28 protein-coding genes are annotated in these 22888 nt (G+C 44.8%); 26 read left to right on the top strand and 2 right to left on the bottom strand.

The genetic code is table 11. From position 1 onward, the window contains the following. Nucleotides 1–54: 54 nt before the first annotated feature. On the top strand, nucleotides 55–930 hold the full coding sequence (locus MHI44_RS02865; RefSeq protein ID WP_015251724.1) for a patatin-like phospholipase family protein: 876 nt from the start codon (nucleotides 55–57) through the stop codon (nucleotides 928–930). Here MHI44_RS02865 and MHI44_RS02860 read toward each other — a convergent pair. Continuing rightward, a complete protein-coding gene (locus tag MHI44_RS02860; RefSeq protein ID WP_003226367.1) occupies nucleotides 927–1322 on the bottom strand; it encodes an SA1362 family protein in 396 nt (131 codons plus the stop codon). The genes MHI44_RS02865 and MHI44_RS02860 overlap by 4 nt on opposite strands. A 39-nt stretch (nucleotides 1323–1361) precedes the next feature. Beyond that, nucleotides 1362–2318 carry a DUF1385 domain-containing protein gene (locus tag MHI44_RS02855; protein WP_339202831.1) on the bottom strand — a complete coding sequence of 319 codons (957 nt, stop codon included), beginning with the start codon at nucleotides 2316–2318 and terminating at the stop codon, nucleotides 1362–1364. Nucleotides 2319–2544: 226 nt separating this feature from the next. Here MHI44_RS02855 and MHI44_RS02850 point away from each other — a divergent pair, with 226 nt between their 5' ends. The 25 genes from MHI44_RS02850 to recN all read left to right on the top strand — a co-directional run bounded on the left by MHI44_RS02850 (nucleotide 2545) and on the right by recN (nucleotide 22814). Beyond that, nucleotides 2545–3081 (top strand): YqhR family membrane protein, encoded by a 537-nt coding sequence (locus tag MHI44_RS02850; RefSeq protein WP_003230222.1) that lies wholly within the window; start codon nucleotides 2545–2547, stop codon nucleotides 3079–3081. 86 nt (nucleotides 3082–3167) lie between these two features. Then, complete coding sequence (gene aroQ, locus MHI44_RS02845) at nucleotides 3168–3614, top strand: type II 3-dehydroquinate dehydratase (protein WP_003230223.1); 447 nt, start codon at nucleotides 3168–3170, stop codon at nucleotides 3612–3614. Further along, on the top strand, nucleotides 3611–4672 hold the full coding sequence (papA, locus tag MHI44_RS02840) for an aminopeptidase PapA (RefSeq protein ID WP_339202829.1): 1062 nt from the start codon (nucleotides 3611–3613) through the stop codon (nucleotides 4670–4672). The genes aroQ and papA overlap by 4 nt, the downstream gene beginning before the upstream one ends. 24 nt (nucleotides 4673–4696) lie before the next feature. Beyond that, nucleotides 4697–5254 (top strand): elongation factor P, encoded by a 558-nt coding sequence (gene efp / locus MHI44_RS02835; protein ID WP_003226377.1) that lies wholly within the window; start codon nucleotides 4697–4699, stop codon nucleotides 5252–5254. A gap of 146 nt (nucleotides 5255–5400) precedes the next feature. Further along, complete coding sequence (locus MHI44_RS02830; protein WP_004398639.1) at nucleotides 5401–5682, top strand: YqhV family protein; 282 nt, start codon at nucleotides 5401–5403, stop codon at nucleotides 5680–5682. Nucleotides 5683–5757: 75 nt separating this feature from the next. Next, nucleotides 5758–6681, top strand: a complete 924-nt coding sequence (gene spoIIIAA / locus MHI44_RS02825) for a stage III sporulation protein AA (protein WP_144483064.1) — start codon at nucleotides 5758–5760, stop codon at nucleotides 6679–6681. Beyond that, complete coding sequence (spoIIIAB, locus tag MHI44_RS02820; protein ID WP_014477309.1) at nucleotides 6675–7190, top strand: stage III sporulation protein SpoIIIAB; 516 nt, start codon at nucleotides 6675–6677, stop codon at nucleotides 7188–7190. Before spoIIIAA ends, spoIIIAB begins: the two co-directional genes overlap by 7 nt. A gap of 22 nt (nucleotides 7191–7212) precedes the next feature. After that, nucleotides 7213–7419, top strand: coding sequence for a stage III sporulation protein AC (gene spoIIIAC, locus MHI44_RS02815; protein ID WP_003153142.1), 207 nt, complete (start codon nucleotides 7213–7215; stop codon nucleotides 7417–7419). 6 nt (nucleotides 7420–7425) lie between these two features. After that, nucleotides 7426–7827, top strand: coding sequence for a stage III sporulation protein AD (gene spoIIIAD / locus MHI44_RS02810; protein ID WP_003230228.1), 402 nt, complete (start codon nucleotides 7426–7428; stop codon nucleotides 7825–7827). Between the two features lie 18 nt (nucleotides 7828–7845). After that, complete coding sequence (gene spoIIIAE, locus MHI44_RS02805; RefSeq protein WP_048655108.1) at nucleotides 7846–9045, top strand: stage III sporulation protein AE; 1200 nt, start codon at nucleotides 7846–7848, stop codon at nucleotides 9043–9045. A gap of 13 nt (nucleotides 9046–9058) precedes the next feature. Next, a complete protein-coding gene (spoIIIAF, locus tag MHI44_RS02800) occupies nucleotides 9059–9679 on the top strand; it encodes a stage III sporulation protein AF (RefSeq protein ID WP_015251730.1) in 621 nt (206 codons plus the stop codon). After that, nucleotides 9672–10361: a stage III sporulation protein AG gene (gene spoIIIAG / locus MHI44_RS02795; protein ID WP_017696430.1), complete on the top strand. Its 690-nt coding sequence runs from the start codon at nucleotides 9672–9674 to the stop codon at nucleotides 10359–10361. Before spoIIIAF ends, spoIIIAG begins: the two co-directional genes overlap by 8 nt. Continuing rightward, the gene (gene spoIIIAH, locus MHI44_RS02790; RefSeq protein WP_003230250.1) at nucleotides 10362–11018 is read left to right on the top strand and encodes a stage III sporulation ratchet engulfment protein SpoIIIAH; all 657 of its coding nucleotides are present in this window, start codon (nucleotides 10362–10364) and stop codon (nucleotides 11016–11018) included. 155 nt (nucleotides 11019–11173) lie between these two features. Then, on the top strand, nucleotides 11174–11653 hold the full coding sequence (gene accB, locus MHI44_RS02785; protein ID WP_003230252.1) for an acetyl-CoA carboxylase biotin carboxyl carrier protein: 480 nt from the start codon (nucleotides 11174–11176) through the stop codon (nucleotides 11651–11653). An 11-nt stretch (nucleotides 11654–11664) separates the two neighbouring features. Next, complete coding sequence (accC, locus tag MHI44_RS02780; protein ID WP_003230253.1) at nucleotides 11665–13017, top strand: acetyl-CoA carboxylase biotin carboxylase subunit; 1353 nt, start codon at nucleotides 11665–11667, stop codon at nucleotides 13015–13017. A 20-nt stretch (nucleotides 13018–13037) separates the two neighbouring features. Further along, the gene (gene yqhY, locus MHI44_RS02775) at nucleotides 13038–13445 is read left to right on the top strand and encodes a fatty acid biosynthesis protein YqhY (protein ID WP_003230254.1); all 408 of its coding nucleotides are present in this window, start codon (nucleotides 13038–13040) and stop codon (nucleotides 13443–13445) included. Nucleotides 13446–13708: 263 nt separating this feature from the next. Continuing rightward, a complete protein-coding gene (gene nusB / locus MHI44_RS02770) occupies nucleotides 13709–14104 on the top strand; it encodes a transcription antitermination factor NusB (protein ID WP_003230256.1) in 396 nt (131 codons plus the stop codon). An 11-nt stretch (nucleotides 14105–14115) separates the two neighbouring features. Further along, nucleotides 14116–14967, top strand: coding sequence for a bifunctional methylenetetrahydrofolate dehydrogenase/methenyltetrahydrofolate cyclohydrolase FolD (gene folD / locus MHI44_RS02765; protein WP_003230259.1), 852 nt, complete (start codon nucleotides 14116–14118; stop codon nucleotides 14965–14967). Nucleotides 14968–15104: 137 nt separating this feature from the next. Beyond that, entirely contained in the window at nucleotides 15105–16451 is a 1347-nt protein-coding gene (gene xseA, locus MHI44_RS02760; RefSeq protein ID WP_015251733.1) for an exodeoxyribonuclease VII large subunit, read from the top strand. Next, complete coding sequence (locus tag MHI44_RS02755; RefSeq protein ID WP_003226409.1) at nucleotides 16448–16702, top strand: exodeoxyribonuclease VII small subunit; 255 nt, start codon at nucleotides 16448–16450, stop codon at nucleotides 16700–16702. Before xseA ends, MHI44_RS02755 begins: the two co-directional genes overlap by 4 nt. Continuing rightward, a complete protein-coding gene (locus MHI44_RS02750; protein WP_003230262.1) occupies nucleotides 16692–17582 on the top strand; it encodes a polyprenyl synthetase family protein in 891 nt (296 codons plus the stop codon). The genes MHI44_RS02755 and MHI44_RS02750 overlap by 11 nt, the downstream gene beginning before the upstream one ends. 174 nt (nucleotides 17583–17756) lie before the next feature. Next, the gene (gene dxs, locus MHI44_RS02745; RefSeq protein WP_339202825.1) at nucleotides 17757–19658 is read left to right on the top strand and encodes a 1-deoxy-D-xylulose-5-phosphate synthase; all 1902 of its coding nucleotides are present in this window, start codon (nucleotides 17757–17759) and stop codon (nucleotides 19656–19658) included. Continuing rightward, entirely contained in the window at nucleotides 19655–20500 is an 846-nt protein-coding gene (locus MHI44_RS02740) for a TlyA family RNA methyltransferase (protein WP_003230264.1), read from the top strand. Before dxs ends, MHI44_RS02740 begins: the two co-directional genes overlap by 4 nt. A 97-nt stretch (nucleotides 20501–20597) precedes the next feature. Next, a complete protein-coding gene (gene argR / locus MHI44_RS02735; protein WP_003230265.1) occupies nucleotides 20598–21047 on the top strand; it encodes an arginine repressor ArgR in 450 nt (149 codons plus the stop codon). Nucleotides 21048–21083: 36 nt separating this feature from the next. Further along, a complete protein-coding gene (gene recN, locus MHI44_RS02730) occupies nucleotides 21084–22814 on the top strand; it encodes a DNA repair protein RecN (protein WP_003230267.1) in 1731 nt (576 codons plus the stop codon). Nucleotides 22815–22888 lie beyond the last annotated feature (74 nt).

Here is a 22888-nt window from a genome sequence, read left to right as displayed (position 1 = left end):
CGCGTGTTTTCTTAAAATGGTAATAAACGATCGGATGGAGGGGGAGGGAATGAGATGTATATTGACGGTGTGTTTTCCGGCGGAGGAGTAAAAGGCATTGCGCTTGCAGGCGCTTATGAAGCGCTTGAGGAAAAAGGCTTCCGCTTTAAAAGGGTTGCGGGTACAAGCGCGGGCGCCATTATTGCCGCTTTCATTGCGTCAGGTTACACCAGTAAGGAAATCCACGCTTTAATTGAAGAAGTGGACGGAGAGAAATTGCTGGATCAGAGGTACTCTTTTCTCCCCTTAAAAATGCTCCAGTGGGTGTCCATCTACTGGCGTCTTGGATTATACAAAGGCGATACGATAGAAAAATGGATTGCTGATCTGTTAAGAGCGAAAGGCATAAGGGTTTTCGGCGATTTACAGAAAGGGTCTCTGCGCCTTATTGCTTCTGATCTGACAAACGGCACCATGATTGTTTTGCCGGACGATTTGGCCCGTTACGGGTTAAATCCCGATATGTTCCCGGTTGCCAGAGCGGTCAGAATGAGCTGCAGCATTCCGTATTTTTTTGAACCGATAAAATTAAAAACGGACACAGGCACCGCCACGGTTGTCGACGGAGGTGTGTTAAGCAATTTCCCCATCTGGCTGTTTTCAAAGGAAAGAAAGCGCCCTGTGATCGGTGTGACGCTTGCGCCGCGTGAAAGAGAGCGTCCGAAAAAAAATATCCGCAACGCTTTTGAACTGTTCGGCGCCCTGTTTGAAACCATGAAGGATGCCCATGACGCAAGGCACATTGCATCACGCTATGAACAAAATATCATTTTTCTCCCGGTTGATGGCGTAATGGCAACTGATTTTCATTTAACACAACAAAAAAAACTAGCCCTGATTGAGCTAGGTAAAAGACGGACAGAGCTGTTTTTAAAGCAGTGGACCTATTAAAAAAGCGCCCTGTTTTTCTTTTTATTTTTTTTCCCTTCTATAACAGTCAGCTGAGTCTGGCTTTTTTTCTTGAGAATCATCGGCTTAGGCTTGCTGGCGCTCGGAACGCTTCGCAGGTGGCTGACACGTCCCTTATGTCCGGCGCGGTGTTTTGCTTTTTGTTCTTTCATCCGGCGCCGCGATTGTTTCGCCGCTTTTTTGAAGGCTGCTCCTTCGCTGCCCGCATTTCGATTCATTACATATTTCACAATAAAATAAATAATGATACCTGCCACGATGACGGTTACCGCCATTTTTGCCATTTCTCCGGGATTGGTTACCAGCACATAGAGGAAACCGAACGCTCCCAGCGCAATTAATACAGCAATAATAGGTTGTACACGATGATTCATAACTGTCCACCTCCGAAAGTAATAGCAGGGCAACGGATTTTAGATGACGTTGTGAGAAGGCTTCTGATTTTGCTCAGACAATTCTTCGAGTCTGAGAAGTTCGTTAAAGCTTTCGATGGCAACTTCAACCTGGTCATCCTTAGGTTCCTTTGTGGTTAACAGCTGAAGCCAAAGTCCCGGGTACCCAAGTAATTTCAGACCGGGAATGTCACGCACTTTGTTTGTCAGCTGCAGAACTTCAAAGGATATACCAAGCACGACCGGTATCAGTGCGACACGATCTATAACACGCAGCCAAAGCGGATCTGTCGGAACGAGTAAATAAACAAACATGCCGACAATAATCGTAAATAAAATAAAGCTTGATCCGCAGCGGTAATGAAGCCGAGATTGGTTTTGGACATTCTCTACGGTAATTGGCAAATTCTGTTCATAACAGTTTATGACTTTATGTTCGGCTCCATGATATTGAAACACTCTTTTAATGAGCGGTGTCATGGACAAAAAATAGATGTAACCGAGCAGCAAAATCAACTTAAACAGGCTTTCAACCGCGATTTGCGCTGTGTCCGAGGGAAAAATCGGCCTTGTCAGTTCAGCTAAGAAAACTGGAACCAATGTAAATACGAATTTACTGAACAAAAATGATAGGACGCCTATAACTGCGAGGCTGAGATACATGGACAGCCCGGAGGATTTTTTTTCTTCCTGCTCAAGTGTCTCGTCTTCAGATGGATCGAGCCCGTAACGTTCGCTTGAAAAATTCAGATGCTTTGTGCCGTTTGCACTCGCTTCGATAATGGCCGCGATCCCCCGTAAAAACGGTATCTTTTTCACGATGTTCAGTTTCGGGTTGTGTTTGCGTGGAAGCTTAAAAAAGTCAATGCTTCCATCCGTTCTTCTGATGGCTGTAACGTAATGATGCTTTCCGCCAAACATAACGCCTTCCACAACAGCCTGCCCGCCGTAAGCGGGCGGAACTTTATGTTTTGACATATTATCAACCTGCCTATTTCTTTAGGATTGCTAACCATTTCCTTTCACTCTATTGTACAGGAAACAGCGCTAAACCTCTAGATTGACAGGCTGAAAAAATTGCCATAGCCTTGCTTTTTCTACATGCATTATACCCGTTATTTTCAAATTTTACTCGCAGCTGTCAAAAAGTGTGAGCTTTTTTATTGACATTTCTTTTTTTGGGCACACTTTAACTGGAGGTGCCATGATGACAAGCGAAAAAGATACAGAACAAAATGAAGAATTGAATGAGAAGCAAAAGCCGCCTGTTTCAATGGCCGGCAGGGTGGCGGCAACAGGTTTTTGCGGAGGCGTACTTTGGAGTTTCGTTGCTTATATCGCATATTTGTTTCATTTTTCCGAAATTAGCCCGAATATGATATTGCAGCCGTTTGTACTCGGAGAGTGGAAAAAACATGGGCTGGGAACGGTAATCAGCATCATTTTGATTGGAGTAATTTCAATTGGCGCAGCATTTCTTTATTTTCTTCTATTGAAACGTTTAAAAACAATGTGGCCGGGTATTTTATACGGCTTGGTGCTTTGGCTGCTCGTGTTTTTTGTTTTTAATCCGATTTTTCCAGATGTGCGCACGGTGACCGAACTGACATCAGATACAATTATTACGACCATTTGCATTTATTTGCTTTACGGGCTGTTTGTCGGGTATTCCATTTCATTTGAATACAATGAGCTGAATTCGGAAAAGCTTGCACGTGCGCTGGGAATGCATAGAGAATAGTGTATAATCCTTTTCCAGTATGATAAAATGTTCACGAGAAGTGAACATTTTTTACATGAGAAACCCTCGCGAAAAGGAGAGATTATGTGCCTCATTTTTTGATTTTGAACGGACCGAATGTTAACCGGCTTGGGAGTCGTGAGCCTGAAGTATTCGGCCGCCAGACACTGACCGATATTGAAACAGATCTTTTTCAGTTTGCTGAAGCCTTACATATCCAGCTCACTTTCTTCCAGTCTAATCACGAAGGTGATTTGATAGATGCGATACATGAGGCTGAGGAGCAATACAGCGGGATTGTTCTGAACCCCGGCGCCCTGAGTCATTACAGCTATGCGATCAGGGATGCTGTTTCAAGCATCAGTCTTCCTGTGGTAGAGGTGCATTTATCAAACTTATACGCCAGGGAAGAATTCAGGCATCAGTCGGTTATCGCTCCTGTTGCGAAAGGGCAGATTGTCGGTCTTGGAGCTGAAGGCTACAAGCTTGCTGTTCGCTACTTATTAAGCCAGCAAGGGGGAGAATCAAGATGAAGCTAGAGAAATTAAGAAACCTGTTTGGACAGCTGGGAATTGACGGCATGCTGATTACAAGCAACACGAATGTACGCTATATGACAGGGTTTACAGGTTCGGCGGGTTTGGCTGTTATATCGGGTGACAAAGCAGCGTTTATTACGGATTTTCGTTATACTGAGCAGGCGAAGGTTCAGGTAAAGGGTTTTGAGATCATTGAACATGGCGGCAGCTTGATTCAGACCACTGCCGACACTGTTGAATCGTTTGGCATCAAGCGTCTCGGCTTTGAACAGAACAGCATGACATATGGCACTTACGCTTCATACAGCGCCGTTATCAGTGATGCCGAATTAGTGCCTGTGGTTGAATCCGTGGAAAAGTTGCGCTTGATTAAGTCTAGTGAAGAGATTAAGATATTAGAGGAAGCTGCGAAGATTGCAGATGATGCCTTCAGACATATCTTGACGTTTATGAAACCCGGCATTTCTGAAATCGCTGTTGCCAATGAGCTGGAGTTTTATATGAGAAGCCAGGGAGCAGACAGCTCTTCTTTTGATATGATTGTCGCCTCAGGCCTTCGTTCAAGCCTTCCGCACGGTGTGGCCAGTGACAAACTGATTGAAAGCGGAGACCTTGTTACGCTTGATTTTGGCGCTTATTATAAAGGATATTGTTCTGATATTACCCGGACGGTCGCTGTAGGTCAGCCCAGTGATCAATTGAAGGAGATCTATCAGGTTGTATTTGATGCTCAGGCGCTTGGCGTCGCACATATTAAGCCGGGAATGACAGGAAAAGAGGCTGACGCCCTCACAAGGGATCATATTGCTGCAAAAGGCTACGGTGACTATTTCGGCCATTCAACCGGGCACGGGCTCGGCATGGAAGTTCATGAATCGCCGGGATTATCCGTCAGATCTTCAGCTATCCTTGAACCGGGTATGGTGGTCACAGTGGAGCCGGGCATTTACATACCAGAAACAGGCGGTGTCCGCATTGAAGATGACATCGTGATTACAGAAAACGGCAACCGGACAATCACCCATTCCCCAAAAGAACTTATTATTTTGTGATTGGAATATAGGAGGACATTAAACATGATTTCAGTTAACGATTTCCGTACAGGATTAACAATTGAAGTAGATGGCGGCATTTGGCGCGTCGTTGACTTCCAGCACGTAAAACCTGGAAAAGGTGCGGCATTTGTCCGCTCTAAACTCCGCAACCTTCGCACTGGCGCCATTCAGGAAAAAACATTCCGCGCTGGTGAAAAAGTAGCGAAAGCGCAAATCGAAACCAAAACAATGCAATATCTATATGCAAACGGAGATCAGCACGTATTTATGGATACTTCTTCTTATGAGCAGCTTGAACTGAGCGCAACTCAAATCGAAGAAGAATTAAAATACCTGCTAGAAAACATGTCTGTGCATATCATGATGTACCAGGATGAAACACTTGGTATCGAACTTCCAAACACAGTTGAGCTGAAAGTTGTTGAAACTGAACCTGGTATTAAAGGTGATACAGCGTCAGGCGGTACAAAACCTGCGAAAACTGAAACCGGGCTTGTTGTAAACGTGCCGTTCTTTGTGAATGAAGGCGACACACTTGTTGTCAATACATCAGACGGTTCTTACGTTTCAAGAGCATAGAAAGAAAAAAAGAAGTCTGTTCCCAAATGGGAGCAGGCTTTTTTTTTGTGCCCAAAAACAGAATCTTTCTTTTATACGAAAATGACAAGACTACTTCAGCAAGCTAGAGCATATCATATAAAAAAATGGGAGGTTGGGAGAGTGCTATGAAATTTTTACTTGGAAATATCAATTCTACTGTTTTAACAATGGCGGGATTACGAGTTTTATCCTCTATGATTGAGCTGACGGCAGCAATTGTCATGCTTGTGACCAACGATGTCCGGAAGGCGGTTGTGGTTAACAGCATTCTCGCTATTGTCGGTCCGTTGATTTTTATCATTACGATGACTGTCGGAATCTACCAAATTGCCGGGCAGCTTTCGTATGCAAAGCTGATTCTGATTTTTACGGGTGTTGTTTTGATTTTGGCGGGTGTTCATAAATAAAGAGAGGCTTGTCATAAAGTCTGCCTCACATCATACATTTTAAAGAAGCCAATCGGTAGAAAGGAGGAGGCTCTGTTGAATGAAATCGCTGAGGTTCTCCCCGAATCCATGAAAAACGCCCTTTCTGAAATACCGGAACAACAATGGCTGGAAATCGAAGAAGTCAGAATTCGGATCAACCGCCCTGTTGAATTGATTCGAAGAGGACAACCTGTTTATTTGTCCTATGCGGGCACGGCCGAGGATGCCCATCTGATCCTGAGCCGGCTTAGCAACTATAGTATGTATACTCTTGAAGAAGAGCTGAAGAAAGGGTATGTCACGATCAGAGGCGGCCACAGAGTCGGACTGGCGGGCAGAGTCATTACGGAAAACGGAGGTGTGAAAGGCCTCCGTGACATCGCATCTTTTAATATACGAATTGCCCGGCAAAAGCTGGGGATTGCGGAGCCGCTGCTTCCATACTTATATCAAAACAGCTGGCTGAATACGCTGATTATCGGACCGCCCCAAACAGGCAAAACAACACTTCTCCGGGACCTTGCGAGGCTCTCAAGCACCGGCAAAAAACCCATGCTGCCCGTTAAGACAGGAATCGTCGATGAACGGTCAGAAATTGCCGGATGTCTTCGCGGCATTCCGCAGCATCAATTTGGTCAGAGAATTGACGTGTTAGACGCCTGTCCAAAAGCTGAAGGGCTGATGATGATGATTCGATCCATGAGCCCTGAGGTGATGATTGTCGATGAAATCGGGCGTATGGAAGATACAGATGCACTTCTGGAGGCGCTGCATGCCGGTGTTTCAGTAATCGTATCGGCGCATGGCTGGAGCATATCCGACCTGATGAAGCGGCCTTCATTGAAGCGTTTGTGGGAAGAAAGAGCCTTTGACCGCTATTTGGAATTATCAAGAGCAAAAGGGCCGGGCACAGTGAGCCGCATTTATGACAAAGACGGAAATGTGCTGTCTAGGACGACGGGCGTGAAAACATGCTGAAGTTGCTGGGCGCTGTATTCATTGTGGTAGCGACAACATGGACAGGTTTTGAGATGGCGAAGATTTATACAGAACGGCCGCGGCAAATCCGCCAGCTGCGTGCGGCGCTTCAATCCCTCGAGGCTGAAATCATGTACGGCCATACACCGCTTCATACTGCTTCACAGCAGATTGCCAAACAGCTCGCACAGCCTGTTTCAGCTCTTTTTTCCGCATTCAGTGATCAGCTGGACAAGGGAAGTGATTCCGCGAAAACGGCGTGGGAGCAAAGCTTAAAGAAAGTATGGGACACCCTGTCTTTGAAAAAAAGCGAATACGAAGTGCTGAAGCAGTTTGGCGAGACGCTCGGGATTCATGATCGAATCTCTCAGCAAAAGCACATCAAGCTGGCGCTGACACATTTGGAAGCCTCTGAAGCGGATGCTGAACAGGCGCAAGCGAAAAATGAAAAAATGATAAAAAGTTTGGGCTTTTTAGCGGGCTTGTTACTCATTCTTCTATTGATGTAAACGTGAGGGGAGCAAAAATAAAATGGGAGTAGACGTGAATGTCATATTTCAAATTGCCGGAGTGGGAATCGTGGTCGCTTTTTTACACACGATATTGGATCAGATGGGCAAGAAAGAATACGCTCAGTGGGTGACGCTGTTAGGTTTTATCTATATTTTATTTATGGTCGCCACGATTGTAGATGACCTATTTAAAAAGATAAAAGCTGTGTTTTTATTCCAAGGATAGGGGGGCTTGCAGATTGACATTGTTCAAATTGTAGGTTTAGGGCTGATCGCCACCTTCCTTTCTTTAATTGTAAAAGAACAAAAGCCGACTTTTGCGTTTTTAATCGTCGTTTTTGCCGGATGTGCCATTTTTCTTTATTTGGTAGACCAAATCTACGACATTATTCGAATGATAGAAAAAATTGCGATTAATGCAAATGTCAACATGGTCTATGTTGAAACCATTTTAAAGATTATCGGAATCGCCTATATTGCTGAATTCGGGGCACAGCTCACAAAAGATGCCGGTCAAGGAGCCATCGCCTCGAAAATAGAATTGGCGGGGAAAATTTTAATACTCGTAATGGCTGTGCCTATTTTAACCGTCATTATCGAAACGATTCTCGGACTTATACCTTCTATGTCATAACCGAAAGGAGGCGGTAGATTGAAGCGCTTTCAATGGGTATTGCTTTTGGCCGTGCTGATCATAGCAGGCCGTGCAGAAATTGTACAAGCAGCTGGTAATGCAGAACAAACGGAAGACCATGCTGAAACAGCCGAGCAATTAGCGGAAAGGACAGCAGTCTCACTTGAAACAGATAAGATCGGGGAATTTTGGAATGACATTATGACAGAATACGGCGGACTGCTGCCGGAAAGCCAAAAAGGCAGCTTAATGGAGTTTATCAATGGCGATAAATCATTCTCACCGCAAGAATGGCTGAAAGCTCTCTTTTCTTATTTGTTTCATGAAGTGCTTGCCAACGGAAAGCTGCTTGGCACATTGATTTTGCTCACGATTTTTTGCGTCATTCTGCAGCTTTTGCAAAATGCTTTTCAGCAAAGCACCGTCAGTAAGGTCGCTTACTCAATTGTGTACATGGTGCTGATTATCCTTGCGCTTAATAGCTTTCATGTGGCGATTAACTATGCAACTGAGGCCATTCAGACGATGACCAGCTTTATCCTGGCGCTCATTCCGCTCCTCTTGGCGCTTTTGGCTTCCTCAGGCGGAGCTGTATCTGCTGCCTTCTTTCATCCTGTTATCCTCTTCCTGATGAACACGAGCGGTCTCTTGATTCAGAATATCGTCATGCCGCTGATTTTTTTATCAGCGATTCTGAGCATTGTCAGCACGATGACTGAACAATACAAAGTAACACAGCTGGCTAACCTGCTCAGAAATATCGCCATCGGAGCACTGGCTGTTTTTCTTACCATCTTTCTCGGCGTCATCTCTGTTCAGGGAGCCTCAGCTGCAGTGACTGACGGCATTACGCTCAGGACGGCTAAATTTATAACCGGAAATTTTATTCCTGTGCTTGGCCGAATGTTTACAGACGCAACAGATACAGTAATCAGTGCCTCTTTACTGCTGAAAAATACGGTAGGGATTCTCGGTGTCGCTATTTTGATCTGTATCGCGGCATTTCCGGCAATCAAAGTGCTTTCCCTCGCTTTTATTTATAAGCTGGCAGCCGCGATTCTTCAGCCACTAGGAGGCGGGCCCGTCATCACCTGCCTCGACGTCATCAGCAAAAGCGTCATTTATATTTTTGCAGCTCTCGCCATTGTGTCTCTCATGTTTTTTTTAAGCCTTACTGTCATAATCACAGCCGGAAACCTCACGATGATGATGAAATGAAGGAGGCAGGCGAATGAGTTTTTTAACGGAATGGCTTACCACCATCGTGTTGTTTATCCTATTTGCAATTGTGATTGATATGCTGCTGCCGAGCTCCAGCATGCAAAAGTACGCAAAAATGGTAGTCAGCCTGCTCTTGATTGTCGTCATGCTTACGCCGATTTTTAAACTTTTCAAGACAGATCCCGAAATCATCTTTGAATATCTCACAAAAAACGGGCAGTCAGAGTCTGCCGACATAAAAAATCAAATCAATTCAAAAAAAATAGAAATACAAGCTTCCCAGCGCGCATATATTCTAGAAGAAATGGCTGTCCAACTAAAAAAGAAAGCGGAGGAGAGATTCAGTCATGATGAATATAAAGTAGGCCGCATCAAACTCACGGCAGGAGAAAAGGTAGATTCAGAAGAGGATATTAAAACAATCAGCGTGTATATGGCCCCGTCTTCTGAAAAAACGGTCCAAACGGTCGCGCCGGTCCACATTGATACAGATCATGCATACGTAACGAAAGAAGCAGCCGAACAAAAAGAAGCCAAACAGATAAAAACGCAGCTCGCGGACATTTGGGAAATCGGAAGTGAGAAAATTACGGTTCATATGGAAGGCGGGGAGAGTGTCGGCAATGAATAAAAACGGATTATGGAATGTATTGAAAAAGCAGTTTCTTCCGGGACAAACGAAGGACGGCGAAAAGCCGAAGCTGACCAAATATCATTACTTTCTATTCGTTTTTGTTCTCGGAGTTTCCTTTATGCTTGTCAGCCAGCTGTTTTCTTCACCTGAGAAAACAGAAAACGCCAAAACGATAACGGCCGTATCATCGCAACATTCCGCGGGCAGCAAAGAGAAAACAGCTGAAGTGTTTAAAGCCTCAAAATCTGATAAACCTAAAGACTCGATCGATGACTATGAAAAAGAATACGAAAATCAGCTGAAAGAAATTCTTGAAACAATCATTGGTGTGGACGATGTCTCGGTTGTCGTGAATGTAGATGCAACGTCGCTGAAAGTATACGAAAAAAACAAATCAAACAAAAATACAACCACTGAAGAAACTGATAAAGAAGGCGGAACAAGAAGCGTTACAGACCAAACATCGGAGGAAGAAATCGTCATGATCAAAAACGGCGATAAAGAAACACCTGTCGTCGTCCAAACGAAAAAACCTGATATACGCGGTGTACTCGTTGTTGCTCAAGGAGTGGACAACGTTCAAATAAAACAAACCATTATCGAAGCGGTGACACGGGTCCTGGATGTTCCAAGCCACCGGGTTGCGGTTGCCCCTAAAAAAATAAAGGAGGATTCATAAATGCTTAAAAAACAAACCGTTTGGCTATTAACAATGCTTAGTCTTGTCGTGGTGTTAAGCGTCTACTATATCATGTCGCCGGAAAGCAAAAACGCCGTGCAGATGCAAAGTGAAAAAAGCGCGTCTGACAGCGGAGAGGTCGCAACTGAAAAAGCGCCTGCCAAGCAAGACACGAAGGAAAAAAGCGGTACAGAAACTGAAAAAGGAAAAGAAGATGGAACAAAGGGAACGAAAGATTCATCAGCAGACAAGGAAACATCCGCTGAAGCCAGTGAAAAAGGAACTGTTGTTACGGAAACAGCCGATGATGATTTGTTTACAACGTACCGTCTTGATTTAGAAGATGCCAGAAGCAAAGAAAGAGAAGAGCTGAATGCCATTGTATCAAGCGATGATGCAACAGCCAAGGAGAAAAGCGAAGCATACGATAAAATGACGGCTCTCAGTGAAGTGGAAGGAACAGAAAAACAGCTGGAAACGCTGATTAAAACACAAGGTTACGAGGATGCGCTCGTTAATGCTGAAGGAGATAAAATCAATATTACAGTCAAATCAGACAAACACTCCAAATCGAAGGCGACAGCCATTATAGACCTTGTGGCAAAAGAAATCAAAACAATGAAAGATGTCGCTGTCACATTTGAACCATCCAAGTAAGAAAGAGGAAAAAGAAGCCCGCTAAACAAGCGGGCTTTTTGCGTTGCTCTCATATTAGAGTTGAATTCAAAAGTCCGCTCCTGTAAGATGAACATAGTATGTACTTTTAGTAGTAACCTATAAAAAAGAAATTTCATACATAGGAGTGCGATTGAATGTTAAATATCAAAGAAATCCACGAGCTGATTAAAGCAATTGACGAGTCTACAATTGACGAATTCGTATATGAAAATGAAGGTGTATCCTTAAAACTGAAAAAACACGAAGCAGGCACGGTTCAAGTCATGCAGCAGGCACCGGCAGCACCTGTACAAGCACAGGCTCCGCAGGCAGTTCAGCCGCAAGCGCAGCAAGCAGCGGCACCTGCCCAAGAAGCACCAAAGCAAGATGAGAATCTGCATAAAATCACTTCACCAATGGTAGGAACATTTTATGCTTCTTCATCACCGGAAGCTGGCCCGTATGTAACAGCCGGTTCAAAAGTAAATGAAAACACAGTTGTCTGCATTGTAGAAGCGATGAAGCTTTTCAACGAAATCGAAGCAGAAGTGAAAGGCGAAATCGTTGAAGTATTAGTAGAAAACGGCCAGCTGGTCGAATACGGACAACCTCTATTTCTTGTAAAAGCGGAGTAAGGAGACTGAACATGATTAAAAAGCTATTGATCGCCAACAGAGGAGAAATTGCTGTCAGAATCATCAGAGCCTGCAGAGAGCTCGGAATTGAGACTGTCGCTGTTTATTCAGAAGCTGATAAAGATGCCCTTCATGTTCAAATGGCCGATGAAGCTTTTTGTATCGGACCGAAAGCATCAAAAGACAGCTATTTAAACGTTACAAATATTGTGAGTGTTGCAAAGCTGACTGGCACGGACGCCATTCATCCGGGATACGGATTTTTAGCTGAAAATGCTGATTTCGCTGAATTATGTGAAGAAGTGAATGTCACGTTTGTCGGCCCGAGCGCTGACGCCATTTCAAAAATGGGAACAAAAGACGTTGCGCGGGAAACGATGAAACAGGCCGGCGTGCCAATCGTACCGGGTTCACAGGGAATTATAGAAAATGTGGAAGAAGCGGTTTCGCTTGCTAATGAAATTGGGTATCCTGTAATTATAAAAGCCACCGCAGGCGGAGGCGGAAAAGGAATTAGGGTTGCTCGCACTGAAGAGGAACTGATTAATGGCATTAAGATTACACAGCAGGAAGCGGCAACTGCATTCGGAAATCCAGGTGTATACATCGAAAAATACATAGAAGATTTTCGCCACGTTGAGATCCAAGTGCTTGCTGATAACTACGGAAATACGATCCATTTGGGCGAACGCGACTGCTCGATCCAAAGACGCCTGCAAAAGCTTTTGGAAGAATCACCGTCTCCTGCCCTTGATTCAGAAATCAGGGAGCAAATGGGAGATGCAGCGGTAAAGGCTGCAAAAGCGGTTGGCTATACAGGTGCTGGAACAGTTGAATTTATCTATGACTACAATGAACAGCGCTATTACTTCATGGAAATGAACACGAGAATCCAGGTGGAGCACCCAGTCACAGAAATGGTGACGGGAACTGACCTGATCAAGGAACAAATCAAAGTGGCTTCAGGAATGGAACTGAGCCTCAAGCAAGAAGATGTTGAATTTGAAGGCTGGGCCATCGAATGCCGAATCAACGCAGAAAACCCAAGCAAAAATTTCATGCCGTCACCTGGTGAAATTAAAATGTACCTGCCTCCTGGCGGTCTTGGTGTCCGTGTCGATTCAGCTGCGTACCCTGGCTATTCCATCCCACCGTACTATGACAGCATGATTGCAAAGGTAATCACATACGGAAAAACGAGAGATGAAGCGATTGCCCGCATGAAGCGCGCATTGAGCGAATTCGTCATCGAAGGCATTGAGACAACAATCCCTTTCCATTTAAAACTGCTTGAACACGAAACATTTGTGAGCGGAGAGTTTAATACGAAATTTTTAGAAACATATGATGTAATGGGCTCATAATTTTTACGGAGGTGAATTGAATGAAAGACAACAGCTTGCTTAAAATGGATCACGAAGATACGCATTTGGGTAAGGTTGAGATTGCACCGGAGGTCATTGAGGTCATTGCCGGCATTGCAGCATCAGAAGTTGATGGAGTTGCCGAAATGCGCGGAAACTTTGCGACAGGCGTCGTTGAGCGCTTTGGCAAAGTGAATCATGGCAAAGGTGTCAAAGTCGACCTGGCGGATGACGGAATTACGATCGATGTATACTGTGTCGTTACATTTGGCGTTTCGATTCCGAAAGTTGCAGCATCCGTTCAGGAAAACATTCGTCAAACCTTATTAAATATGACGTCTCTTTCGATTAACGAGATCAATATTCACATCGTCGGCATTCAATTTGACACAAAAGCCCAAGAAGTCCAAATCGACGAAGAAATGTAAATGGCTTAACACGAAACCAAGGGGAGGGCGGCCCTTTGGTTTTTTTACACGTTACCCTTTATTTCAAAGCATGAAGAAAGCCGGCTTACATAGCCGAGTTTCTTCATGAACGTGAAATCCGAATAATCATATTAAGGTGTGTGAAAATATTCGGTAATAGGGTAAAAAAACCTTGATTTCAATATGCGGATACGAAAAAAATATGTTATGATCTCTTTGTGGCTTAACGACAAGCGGATAAAGAGGATCAAAGGAGAAAGAAAATGAAAAGAAGAACAGCAAGAGAAAAAGCTTTGCAGGCACTATTTCAAATTGATGTCAGCGATATTGCAGTGAATGAAGCCATAGAACACGCACTGGATGAAGAAAAAACAGATCCTTTCTTTGAACAGCTTGTACACGGGGTATTGGAACACCAAGACCAGCTGGATGAAATGATCTCCAAGCATCTGGTGAATTGGAAGCTCGATCGGATTGCCAATGTTGACCGTGCGATTTTGCGCCTGGCAGCATATGAAATGGCATATGCCGAAGACATTCCGGTGAATGTCTCCATGAACGAAGCGATTGAGCTGGCAAAACGGTTTGGTGATGACAAAGCGACAAAGTTTGTAAACGGGGTTCTTTCTAACATTAAATCTGATATTGAACAATCATAGGAGGAAAGAAAATGACTGCAACAATCATCGACGGAAAAGAAACGGCTAGAGAAAAACGCGAACAATTGGCAAAAGAGGTAGAAGAGCTTAAAAAGCAAGGCGTCACTCCCGGACTGGCGGTTATTTTGATTGGAGATGATCCTGCTTCTCACTCTTACGTGCGAGGAAAGAAAAAAGCGGCAGAAACAATGGGAATGAATTTCAAGCTCGATCAATTTGACAGCAGCCTCACAGAAGCTGAACTGCTTTCCATTATTGATCAATATAACCAAGACCCTGAGTTTCATGGCATTCTCGTTCAGCTTCCGCTCCCAGACCATATTTCTGAAAAAGCGGTGATCGAACGTATCTCTCCTGATAAAGATGTAGACGGTTTTCATCCGTTAAACGTAGGGAAAATGCTGCTTGGCGAAGATACGTTTCTTCCTTGCACGCCTCATGGAATTGTTGAGCTTTTGAAGAAAACCAATATTGACCTTTCCGGTAAAGAGGTTGTTGTAGTCGGCCGAAGCAACATTGTCGGCAAACCTGTCGGCCAGCTTTTATTAAATGAAAACGCGACGGTTACTTACTGTCATTCAAGAACAGAAAATATTACTGAACATACGAAAAAAGCGGACATCCTGGTGGTGGCAGTCGGCAGAGCCAACTTCATCAGTGCAGACCAGATCAAAGAGGGCGCTGTTGTCATTGACGTCGGCGTTAACCGTCTGGAAAACGGAAAGCTTTGCGGAGACGTTGAATTTGAAGGGGCAAAGGAAAAAGCGTCCTTCATCACGCCGGTTCCGGGCGGAGTAGGCCCGATGACCATCACGATGCTTGCGCATAATACTGTTAAATCTGCGAAACGTACGTTATCATAGATAATTGGAGATATTCACAGGCGAAATGTTTACCCGCCTTGAATATGAGCACGATACCCGCTTCTTCAGGCTCCTAAAGCCAGGGCGGGTTTTCTTTAGTTATGGTGCAGGAATGCTTAGGAGAGGAGTTTTTAGACATGGGTGAAGCAGCGTATGTGACCGTCTCAGCGCTGACAAAGTATATAAAACGAAAATTCGATGTAGATCCTCACCTTGAAAATATTTGGATTAAAGGCGAATTGTCGAATGTAAAGATACACACACGAGGGCATATTTATTTCACTTTAAAAGACGAAAACGCAAGAATGCAGTCGGTGATGTTCGCGAGACAAAGCGAGCGTCTGCCTTTTAAACCTGAAAACGGAATGAAAGTGCTGGTCAGAGGCGGAATTTCCGTATATGAACCGAGCGGAAACTATCAATTATATGCCAAAGAAATGCAGCCTGACGGGGTTGGAGCGCTTTATTTAGCGTACGAAGAATTAAAAAAGAAGCTTGCCGGAGAAGGTTTATTTGACGACCGCTACAAAAAACAAATCCCCGCATTTCCAGCCACAATCGGGGTTGTGACATCTCCAACGGGTGCCGCTGTCAGAGACGTTATTACAACTCTAAAAAGAAGATATCCCCTTGTAAAAGTCATTGTTCTTCCAGCGCTCGTACAAGGTGAAAATGCGAGCAGATCCATCGTTACGCGCATTGAAGAGGCAAATGAAAAAGAGATTTGCGACGTATTAATTGTCGGGAGAGGCGGCGGTTCGATAGAAGAACTGTGGGCATTCAATGAAGAAATTGTAGCACGCGCCATCTTTGCTTCCAATATTCCGATTATATCGGCAGTCGGACATGAGACGGATTTTACGATCAGTGATTTTGTCGCCGATATCAGAGCCGCGACGCCGACAGGAGCAGCTGAGATTGCTGTGCCTCATACCACTGATTTAATCGAACGCACAAAAACAGCGGAAGTCAGAATGACAAGAGCAATGCAGCAGCACCTCGGCCAGAAAAAAGAACGGATTCAAACGCTGCAATCGTCCTATGCCTTTCGTTTTCCAAAGCGTTTGTATGCGCAAAAAGAGCAGCAGTTTGACCTCGCGTACCAGCAGTTTCAAGCACAGCTGACCGCTCTTTTAGATCGGAAAAGCAGACAGCTGGAGCGTGAAACGTACAGATTAGAGGCACTGCATCCTCATGAACAGCTGAAACAAGCGAGAACACGATACCAGGAACAAACAAATCAGCTGAGAAAAAATATGAATATCCAAATGAAGCAGCTGCATTCCCAATTTCAAACCGTTCTTGGCAAGCTGAATGCACTAAGTCCTCTTCAAGTGATGGAAAGAGGATACAGCTTGGCTTATAAAGAAGATAAACTCATTAAAAGTGTCAGTCAAATAGAAGAGCAGGACCGGCTTGAAGTCAAGCTGAAGGATGGCGTGCTGACCTGTGAAGTATTAGAAAAGAGAGGGGAAGAAAAATGACAGACGTGAAAAAAAATGAAAACATGACATTTGAAGAAGCGATGAAAGGGCTTGAGAGCATTGTATCAAAGCTTGAAGAGGGAGATGTGCCTCTAGAGCAAGCCATTAACTATTTCCAAGAAGGCATGGCTCTGTCAAAAATGTGCCATGAAAAGCTGCAAAAAGTCGAAAAGCAAATGGACTTCATTTTAAAAGAAGACGGCGAACTGGCACCTTTCAGTGTTCAGGAGGAAGACGAAGGTGACAAATAAATTAACGAGCTTTCTGGCGGACCGGAAAAAAACAATTGAAAATCAGCTTTCTGTCTATACAGAAAAGCTTGATATGCCGGACTCATTAAAGAAATCTATGCTATATTCTTTACAGGCCGGCGGAAAGCGGTTGCGGCCTCTGATTGTACTGGCTGTTTTAAATGCATATGGAAAAAGCGAAAAAGACGGCATTCCGGTGGGCTGTGCTGTCGAAATGATTCACACGTATTCGTTAATTCATGATGATCTTCCATGCATGGATGATGACGATTTGCGCCGCGGGAAGCCGACAAACCATAAAGTGTTTGGTGAAGCGACGGCAGTATTAGCGGGTGACGGGCTGCTCACAGAAAGCTTTAAGCTGATTACCTCCCACGTGTCAGACGAGGTGTCAGCAGAAAAGCGCCTGCGGCTTGTGAATGAACTGATTTCAGCGGCAGGCACCGAAGGCATGGTCGGTGGGCAAGTAGCTGATATGGAAGCGGAAAACCGACAAGTCACGCTTGAAGAGCTCGAATCCATTCATGAACGGAAAACTGCCAAGCTCCTTGGCTTTTGTGTAATCGCCGGTGCTATTTTGGCTGATGCGCCTGAGGAAGACATTGAAACACTGCGTACCTTCAGCAGCCACATTGGAATCGGATTTCAAATCAGAGACGATATTTTAGATTTAGAAGGCAGTGAAGAGAAAATCGGCAAACGTGTCGGCTCGGATACCACAAATGACAAATCGACATACCCGTCGCTTCTTTCATTGGAAGGGGCCAAACATAAATTGGATGTTCATATAAAAGAGGCGAAGCGATTGATCGGCGGACTCTCTCTTCAAAAAGACCTTTTATATGAGCTTTGTGATTTAATTGCGGCAAGAGATCACTAAAACGATCCTAATTTGAAGCGGCTGCACGAGGTATGGTAAAATGTAAGCAGTTTATATGAAAAATGAAAAGGAAAAGCGCGTTTGTCTTTTTTTATGTCTGAGATTATTGTCAGCTCGGCATGCAAAAGACATGTATCATTGCAGAAATTCATGCTGAAAGTGAGTTGATCCGCTTTGGATCTTTTATCAATACAGGACCCGTTGTTTTTAAAAAACATGTCCATTGATGAATTAGAGAAATTAAGTGATGAAATCCGTCAGTTTTTAATTACAAGTTTATCCGCTTCCGGCGGCCACATCGGCCCAAACTTAGGTGTCGTAGAGCTTACTGTTGCCCTGCATAAGGAATTTAACAGCCCGAAAGACAAATTTTTATGGGATGTAGGCCATCAGTCGTATGTCCATAAGCTGCTGACAGGACGCGGAAAAGAATTTGCGACGCTTCGCCAGTACAAAGGGCTTTGCGGATTTCCAAAGCGGAGTGAAAGCGAGCACGATGTTTGGGAAACCGGGCACAGCTCGACTTCTCTGTCAGGCGCGATGGGAATGGCAGCTGCCCGTGATATTAAAGGAACGGATGAATATATTATTCCGATCATTGGTGACGGCGCGCTGACCGGCGGTATGGCGCTCGAAGCCCTTAACCACATCGGCGACGAGAAAAAAGACATGATTGTCATCCTTAATGATAATGAAATGAGTATTGCGCCAAACGTCGGTGCTATTCACTCTATGCTCGGACGGCTCCGCACTGCGGGGAAATACCAGTGGGTCAAAGATGAGCTTGAATACTTATTTAAAAAGATTCCGGCAGTTGGGGGCAAGCTTGCCGCCACGGCGGAACGGGTCAAAGACAGCCTGAAATACATGCTCGTCTCCGGAATGTTTTTCGAGGAGCTCGGTTTTACGTATTTGGGCCCAGTGGACGGACATTCTTATCATGAGCTGATTGAGAATCTTCAATACGCCAAAAAAACGAAAGGCCCTGTTCTTCTGCACGTCATTACGAAAAAAGGGAAGGGGTACAAACCGGCTGAGACCGATACGATTGGGACATGGCATGGTACCGGACCATATAAAATTAATACCGGTGACTTTGTAAAGCCGAAAGCCGCAGCTCCTTCGTGGAGCGGTCTTGTCAGCGGAACTGTGCAGCGAATGGCGCGCGAGGACGGACGCATTGTAGCCATTACGCCGGCTATGCCTGTCGGTTCAAAGCTTGAAGGCTTCGCAAAGGAATTCCCTGACCGGATGTTCGACGTAGGAATCGCAGAACAGCATGCCGCAACAATGGCTGCAGCTATGGCAATGCAGGGTATGAAGCCGTTTTTGGCGATTTACTCAACCTTCCTGCAAAGGGCATATGACCAAGTTGTTCATGACATCTGCCGCCAAAACGCTAATGTGTTTATTGGAATTGACCGTGCAGGACTCGTTGGCGCTGATGGAGAGACACATCAAGGCGTGTTTGATATTGCGTTTATGCGCCACATTCCAAACATGGTCTTAATGATGCCGAAAGACGAAAATGAAGGCCAGCACATGGTTCATACAGCACTTAGCTATGACGAAGGCCCGATAGCAATGCGTTTTCCGCGCGGAAACGGACTCGGCGTAAAAATGGATGAACAGTTGAAAACGATTCCGATCGGTACGTGGGAGGTGCTGCGTCCAGGGAACGATGCTGTCATCTTAACATTCGGCACAACAATCGAAATGGCGATTGAAGCAGCCGAAGAGCTGCAGAAAGAAGGCCTTTCCGTGCGCGTTGTGAATGCGCGTTTTATTAAGCCGATTGATGAAAAGATGATGAAGAGTATCCTAAAAGAAGGCTTGCCAATTTTAACAATTGAAGAAGCGGTCTTAGAAGGCGGTTTCGGAAGCTCGATTTTAGAATTCGCTCATGATCAAGGTGAATATCATACTCCGATTGACAGAATGGGTATACCTGATCGGTTTATTGAACACGGAAGTGTAACAGCGCTTCTTGAGGAAATTGGACTGACAAAACAGCAGGTGGCAAATCGTATTAGATTACTGATGCCGCCAAAGACACACAAAGGAATTGGATCATGACGTCAAAGAAAGAACGATTAGATGTATTATTAGTGGAAAGAGGGCTGGCGGAAACGCGTGAAAAAGCCAAAAGAGCCATTATGGCGGGGATCGTCTATTCAAACGAAAACCGCTTGGACAAGCCTGGAGAAAAAATTGACCGCGACCTTCCGTTAACTGTCAAAGGAAACCCGCTGAGGTATGTGAGCAGGGGCGGCTTAAAGCTCGAAAAAGCGTTGAAGGAATTTCCCGTCTCTGTCAAAGATAAAATTATGATTGATATTGGCTCCTCCACCGGCGGTTTTACGGACTGCGCTTTGCAAAATGGAGCTAAGCAGTCATACGCTGTGGATGTAGGCTATAATCAGCTTGCATGGAAGCTTAGACAGGATGAACGGGTCGTCGTGATGGAACGGACGAACTTTCGTTATGCAACACCGGCAGACTTTACAAAGGGCATGCCGGAGTTTGCCACAATTGATGTGTCCTTTATTTCACTGCGGCTCATCCTGCCTGTCCTAAGGACTTTGCTCGTACCGGGCAGCGACTGCATGGCTTTAGTTAAGCCTCAGTTTGAAGCGGGACGGGAATCCGTCGGCAAAAAAGGGATTGTTAGAGATCCTAAAGTGCATGCTGATGTGCTCAAGCGAATGATCAGTTTTTCTGCCGCTGAAGGCTATATCTGTAAAGGCTTGTCATTTTCTCCAATCACGGGAGGAGACGGAAATATTGAGTTTCTCCTTCATTTGCATTGGCCGGGAGAGGGACAGGAAGGCCAGGAACTGCCGGAAGAAGAGATCATGCGCGTTGTAGAAGAAGCACATAAGACGTTAAAAGAAAAAAAAGCAGATGTACCGGAATAATAGGGCGCTATTATTCCTTTTTTCTGCATTCATGTACAATGTGCAGAGAATCATATAACATAAAAGAACAGATAAGCTTGGAAATAGAGGTGCTTACATGAACAAAGGCCAGAGGCATATTAAAATCAGAGAGATCATTACAAGCAATGAAATCGAAACGCAGGATGAATTGGTCGACATGCTAAAGCAGGATGGATACAAAGTAACGCAGGCCACGGTATCACGGGATATTAAAGAACTTCACCTTGTAAAAGTGCCTACAAATAATGGTTCTTACAAATACAGTCTTCCGGCGGACCAGCGTTTCAATCCGCTGTCAAAGCTAAAGCGGGCATTGATGGACGCATTTGTGAAAATAGACTCAGCAAGCCATATGATTGTGCTGAAAACGATGCCGGGCAATGCCCAGGCAATCGGGGCGCTGATGGACAATTTGGACTGGGATGAAATGATGGGGACCATTTGCGGAGATGATACGATTTTAATTATTTGCCGGACTCCTGAAGATACAGAAGGCGTAAAAAACAGGCTCCTTGAACTGCTGTAACAGAAAATCTAACAAAGATAAGAGGTGTAATGCTGTTTGTTAGCTGAACTATCGATTAAAAACTTTGCCATTATTGAGGAACTGACGGTTTCTTTTGAACGCGGGCTTACGGTTTTAACAGGAGAAACCGGAGCCGGCAAATCCATCATCATAGATGCCATTTCTCTTTTAGTCGGAGGCCGCGGATCATCTGAATTTGTTAGATATGGGGAAGCAAAAGCCGAACTTGAAGGGCTGTTTCTGTTGGAGAGCGGCCATCCTGTTTTAGGCGTATGCGCTGAGCAGGGAATCGACGTTTCAGACGAAATGATCGTCATGAGAAGGGATATCAGCACGAGCGGGAAAAGCGTTTGCCGTGTCAATGGCAAGCTTGTCACGATTGCTTCACTAAGAGAGATCGGCAGGCTTTTATTAGATATTCACGGGCAGCACGATAACCAGTTGTTAATGGAAGACGAAAATCATCTCCAGCTTTTGGACAAGTTTGCCGGGGCCGAAGTGGAAAGCGCGCTCAAAACGTATCAGGAAGGGTACCAGCGGTATGTGAAGCTGCTCAAAAAGCTTAAGCAGCTTTCTGAAAGCGAACAGGAAATGGCCCATCGTCTTGATCTTATTCAATTTCAGCTCGAAGAAATCGAATCGGCAAAGCTTGAGCTTAACGAAGATGAACAGCTCCAAGAAGAGCGCCAGCAAATTTCAAACTTTGAGAAGATATATGAGTCGCTGCAAAATGCATATAACGCGCTTCGCAGTGAGCAGGGCGGATTGGACTGGGTTGGAATGGCATCAGCGCAGCTTGAAGATATATCTGATATAAACGAACCGCTGAAAAAAATGTCTGAAAGTGTTTCGAACTCCTACTATTTGCTTGAGGATGCCACATTTCAGATGAGAAATATGCTGGATGAGCTTGAATTTGATCCGGAACGCCTGAACTATATTGAGACGCGACTTAATGAAATCAAACAGCTGAAACGAAAATACGGTGCCACTGTTGAAGACATTTTGGAATATGCTTCTAAAATTGAAGAAGAGATTGACCAAATTGAAAACAGGGACAGCCACCTTCAAAGCTTGAAAAAGGAGCTTGACTCCGTCGGCAAAGATGTCGCAGTGGAAGCGGCAAATGTGTCACAAATCCGAAAAACATGGGCGAAAAAGCTGGCTGATGAGATTCATCGGGAATTAAAAAGCCTGTACATGGAAAAATCAACTTTTGATACGGAATTTAAGGTCAGAACAGCGTCACGCAATGAAGAGGCGCCGCTTGTAAACGGCCAGCCCGTTCAGCTGACTGAACAAGGGATTGACCTGGTGAAGTTTTTAATTTCAACCAATACAGGCGAGCCGCTGAAATCCCTTTCGAAAGTCGCTTCAGGTGGAGAGCTGTCACGGGTGATGCTTGCCATAAAAAGCATTTTTTCCTCACAACAGGATGTGACATCGATCATTTTTGACGAGGTTGATACCGGTGTAAGCGGCAGGGTCGCACAGGCAATTGCTGAGAAGATCCATAAGGTGTCAATAGGATCACAAGTGCTGTGCATTACACACCTGCCTCAGGTGGCTGCCATGGCCGATACGCATCTTTATATTGCGAAGGAGTTAAAAGACGGCAGAACGACGACACGTGTCAAGCCGCTCTCTAAGCAGGAAAAGGTAGCGGAAATCGGGCGCATGATTGCAGGTGTCGAAGTAACCGACTTAACGAAACGCCATGCGAAAGAACTTTTAAAACAAGCGGATCAAGTCAAAACAACTGGGTAAGCTGCGCGAGAAGCGCAGCTTATTTTTTTCGTGCACATCCATTCGTTCATCAGTATATCCAATGTTTTTCTTCA

Source organism: Bacillus sp. FSL K6-1366 (genome assembly GCF_037976695.1).
GTDB lineage: Bacteria > Bacillota > Bacilli > Bacillales > Bacillaceae > Bacillus > Bacillus subtilis.
Note: the sequence above shows the minus strand (reverse complement) of the source record. Positions and strands in the feature narration are given on the sequence as shown.

What these genes read in the sequence shown, in the direction of transcription:
- MHI44_RS02865 (WP_015251724.1), top strand. Translation starts at nt 55, where the DNA reads ATGTATATTGACGGTGTGTTTTCCGGCGGAGGAGTAAAAGGCATTGCG.
- MHI44_RS02860 (WP_003226367.1), bottom strand. Translation starts at nt 1,322, where the DNA reads ATGAATCATCGTGTACAACCTATTATTGCTGTATTAATTGCGCTGGGA.
- MHI44_RS02855 (WP_339202831.1), bottom strand. Translation starts at nt 2,318, where the DNA reads ATGTCAAAACATAAAGTTCCGCCCGCTTACGGCGGGCAGGCTGTTGTG.
- MHI44_RS02850 (WP_003230222.1), top strand. Translation starts at nt 2,545, where the DNA reads ATGATGACAAGCGAAAAAGATACAGAACAAAATGAAGAATTGAATGAG.
- papA (WP_339202829.1), top strand. Translation starts at nt 3,611, where the DNA reads ATGAAGCTAGAGAAATTAAGAAACCTGTTTGGACAGCTGGGAATTGAC.
- efp (WP_003226377.1), top strand. Translation starts at nt 4,697, where the DNA reads ATGATTTCAGTTAACGATTTCCGTACAGGATTAACAATTGAAGTAGAT.
- MHI44_RS02830 (WP_004398639.1), top strand. Translation starts at nt 5,401, where the DNA reads ATGAAATTTTTACTTGGAAATATCAATTCTACTGTTTTAACAATGGCG.
- spoIIIAB (WP_014477309.1), top strand. Translation starts at nt 6,675, where the DNA reads ATGCTGAAGTTGCTGGGCGCTGTATTCATTGTGGTAGCGACAACATGG.
- spoIIIAC (WP_003153142.1), top strand. Translation starts at nt 7,213, where the DNA reads ATGGGAGTAGACGTGAATGTCATATTTCAAATTGCCGGAGTGGGAATC.
- spoIIIAF (WP_015251730.1), top strand. Translation starts at nt 9,059, where the DNA reads ATGAGTTTTTTAACGGAATGGCTTACCACCATCGTGTTGTTTATCCTA.
- spoIIIAG (WP_017696430.1), top strand. Translation starts at nt 9,672, where the DNA reads ATGAATAAAAACGGATTATGGAATGTATTGAAAAAGCAGTTTCTTCCG.
- spoIIIAH (WP_003230250.1), top strand. Translation starts at nt 10,362, where the DNA reads ATGCTTAAAAAACAAACCGTTTGGCTATTAACAATGCTTAGTCTTGTC.
- accB (WP_003230252.1), top strand. Translation starts at nt 11,174, where the DNA reads ATGTTAAATATCAAAGAAATCCACGAGCTGATTAAAGCAATTGACGAG.
- accC (WP_003230253.1), top strand. Translation starts at nt 11,665, where the DNA reads ATGATTAAAAAGCTATTGATCGCCAACAGAGGAGAAATTGCTGTCAGA.
- yqhY (WP_003230254.1), top strand. Translation starts at nt 13,038, where the DNA reads ATGAAAGACAACAGCTTGCTTAAAATGGATCACGAAGATACGCATTTG.
- nusB (WP_003230256.1), top strand. Translation starts at nt 13,709, where the DNA reads ATGAAAAGAAGAACAGCAAGAGAAAAAGCTTTGCAGGCACTATTTCAA.
- folD (WP_003230259.1), top strand. Translation starts at nt 14,116, where the DNA reads ATGACTGCAACAATCATCGACGGAAAAGAAACGGCTAGAGAAAAACGC.
- xseA (WP_015251733.1), top strand. Translation starts at nt 15,105, where the DNA reads ATGGGTGAAGCAGCGTATGTGACCGTCTCAGCGCTGACAAAGTATATA.
- MHI44_RS02755 (WP_003226409.1), top strand. Translation starts at nt 16,448, where the DNA reads ATGACAGACGTGAAAAAAAATGAAAACATGACATTTGAAGAAGCGATG.
- MHI44_RS02740 (WP_003230264.1), top strand. Translation starts at nt 19,655, where the DNA reads ATGACGTCAAAGAAAGAACGATTAGATGTATTATTAGTGGAAAGAGGG.
- argR (WP_003230265.1), top strand. Translation starts at nt 20,598, where the DNA reads ATGAACAAAGGCCAGAGGCATATTAAAATCAGAGAGATCATTACAAGC.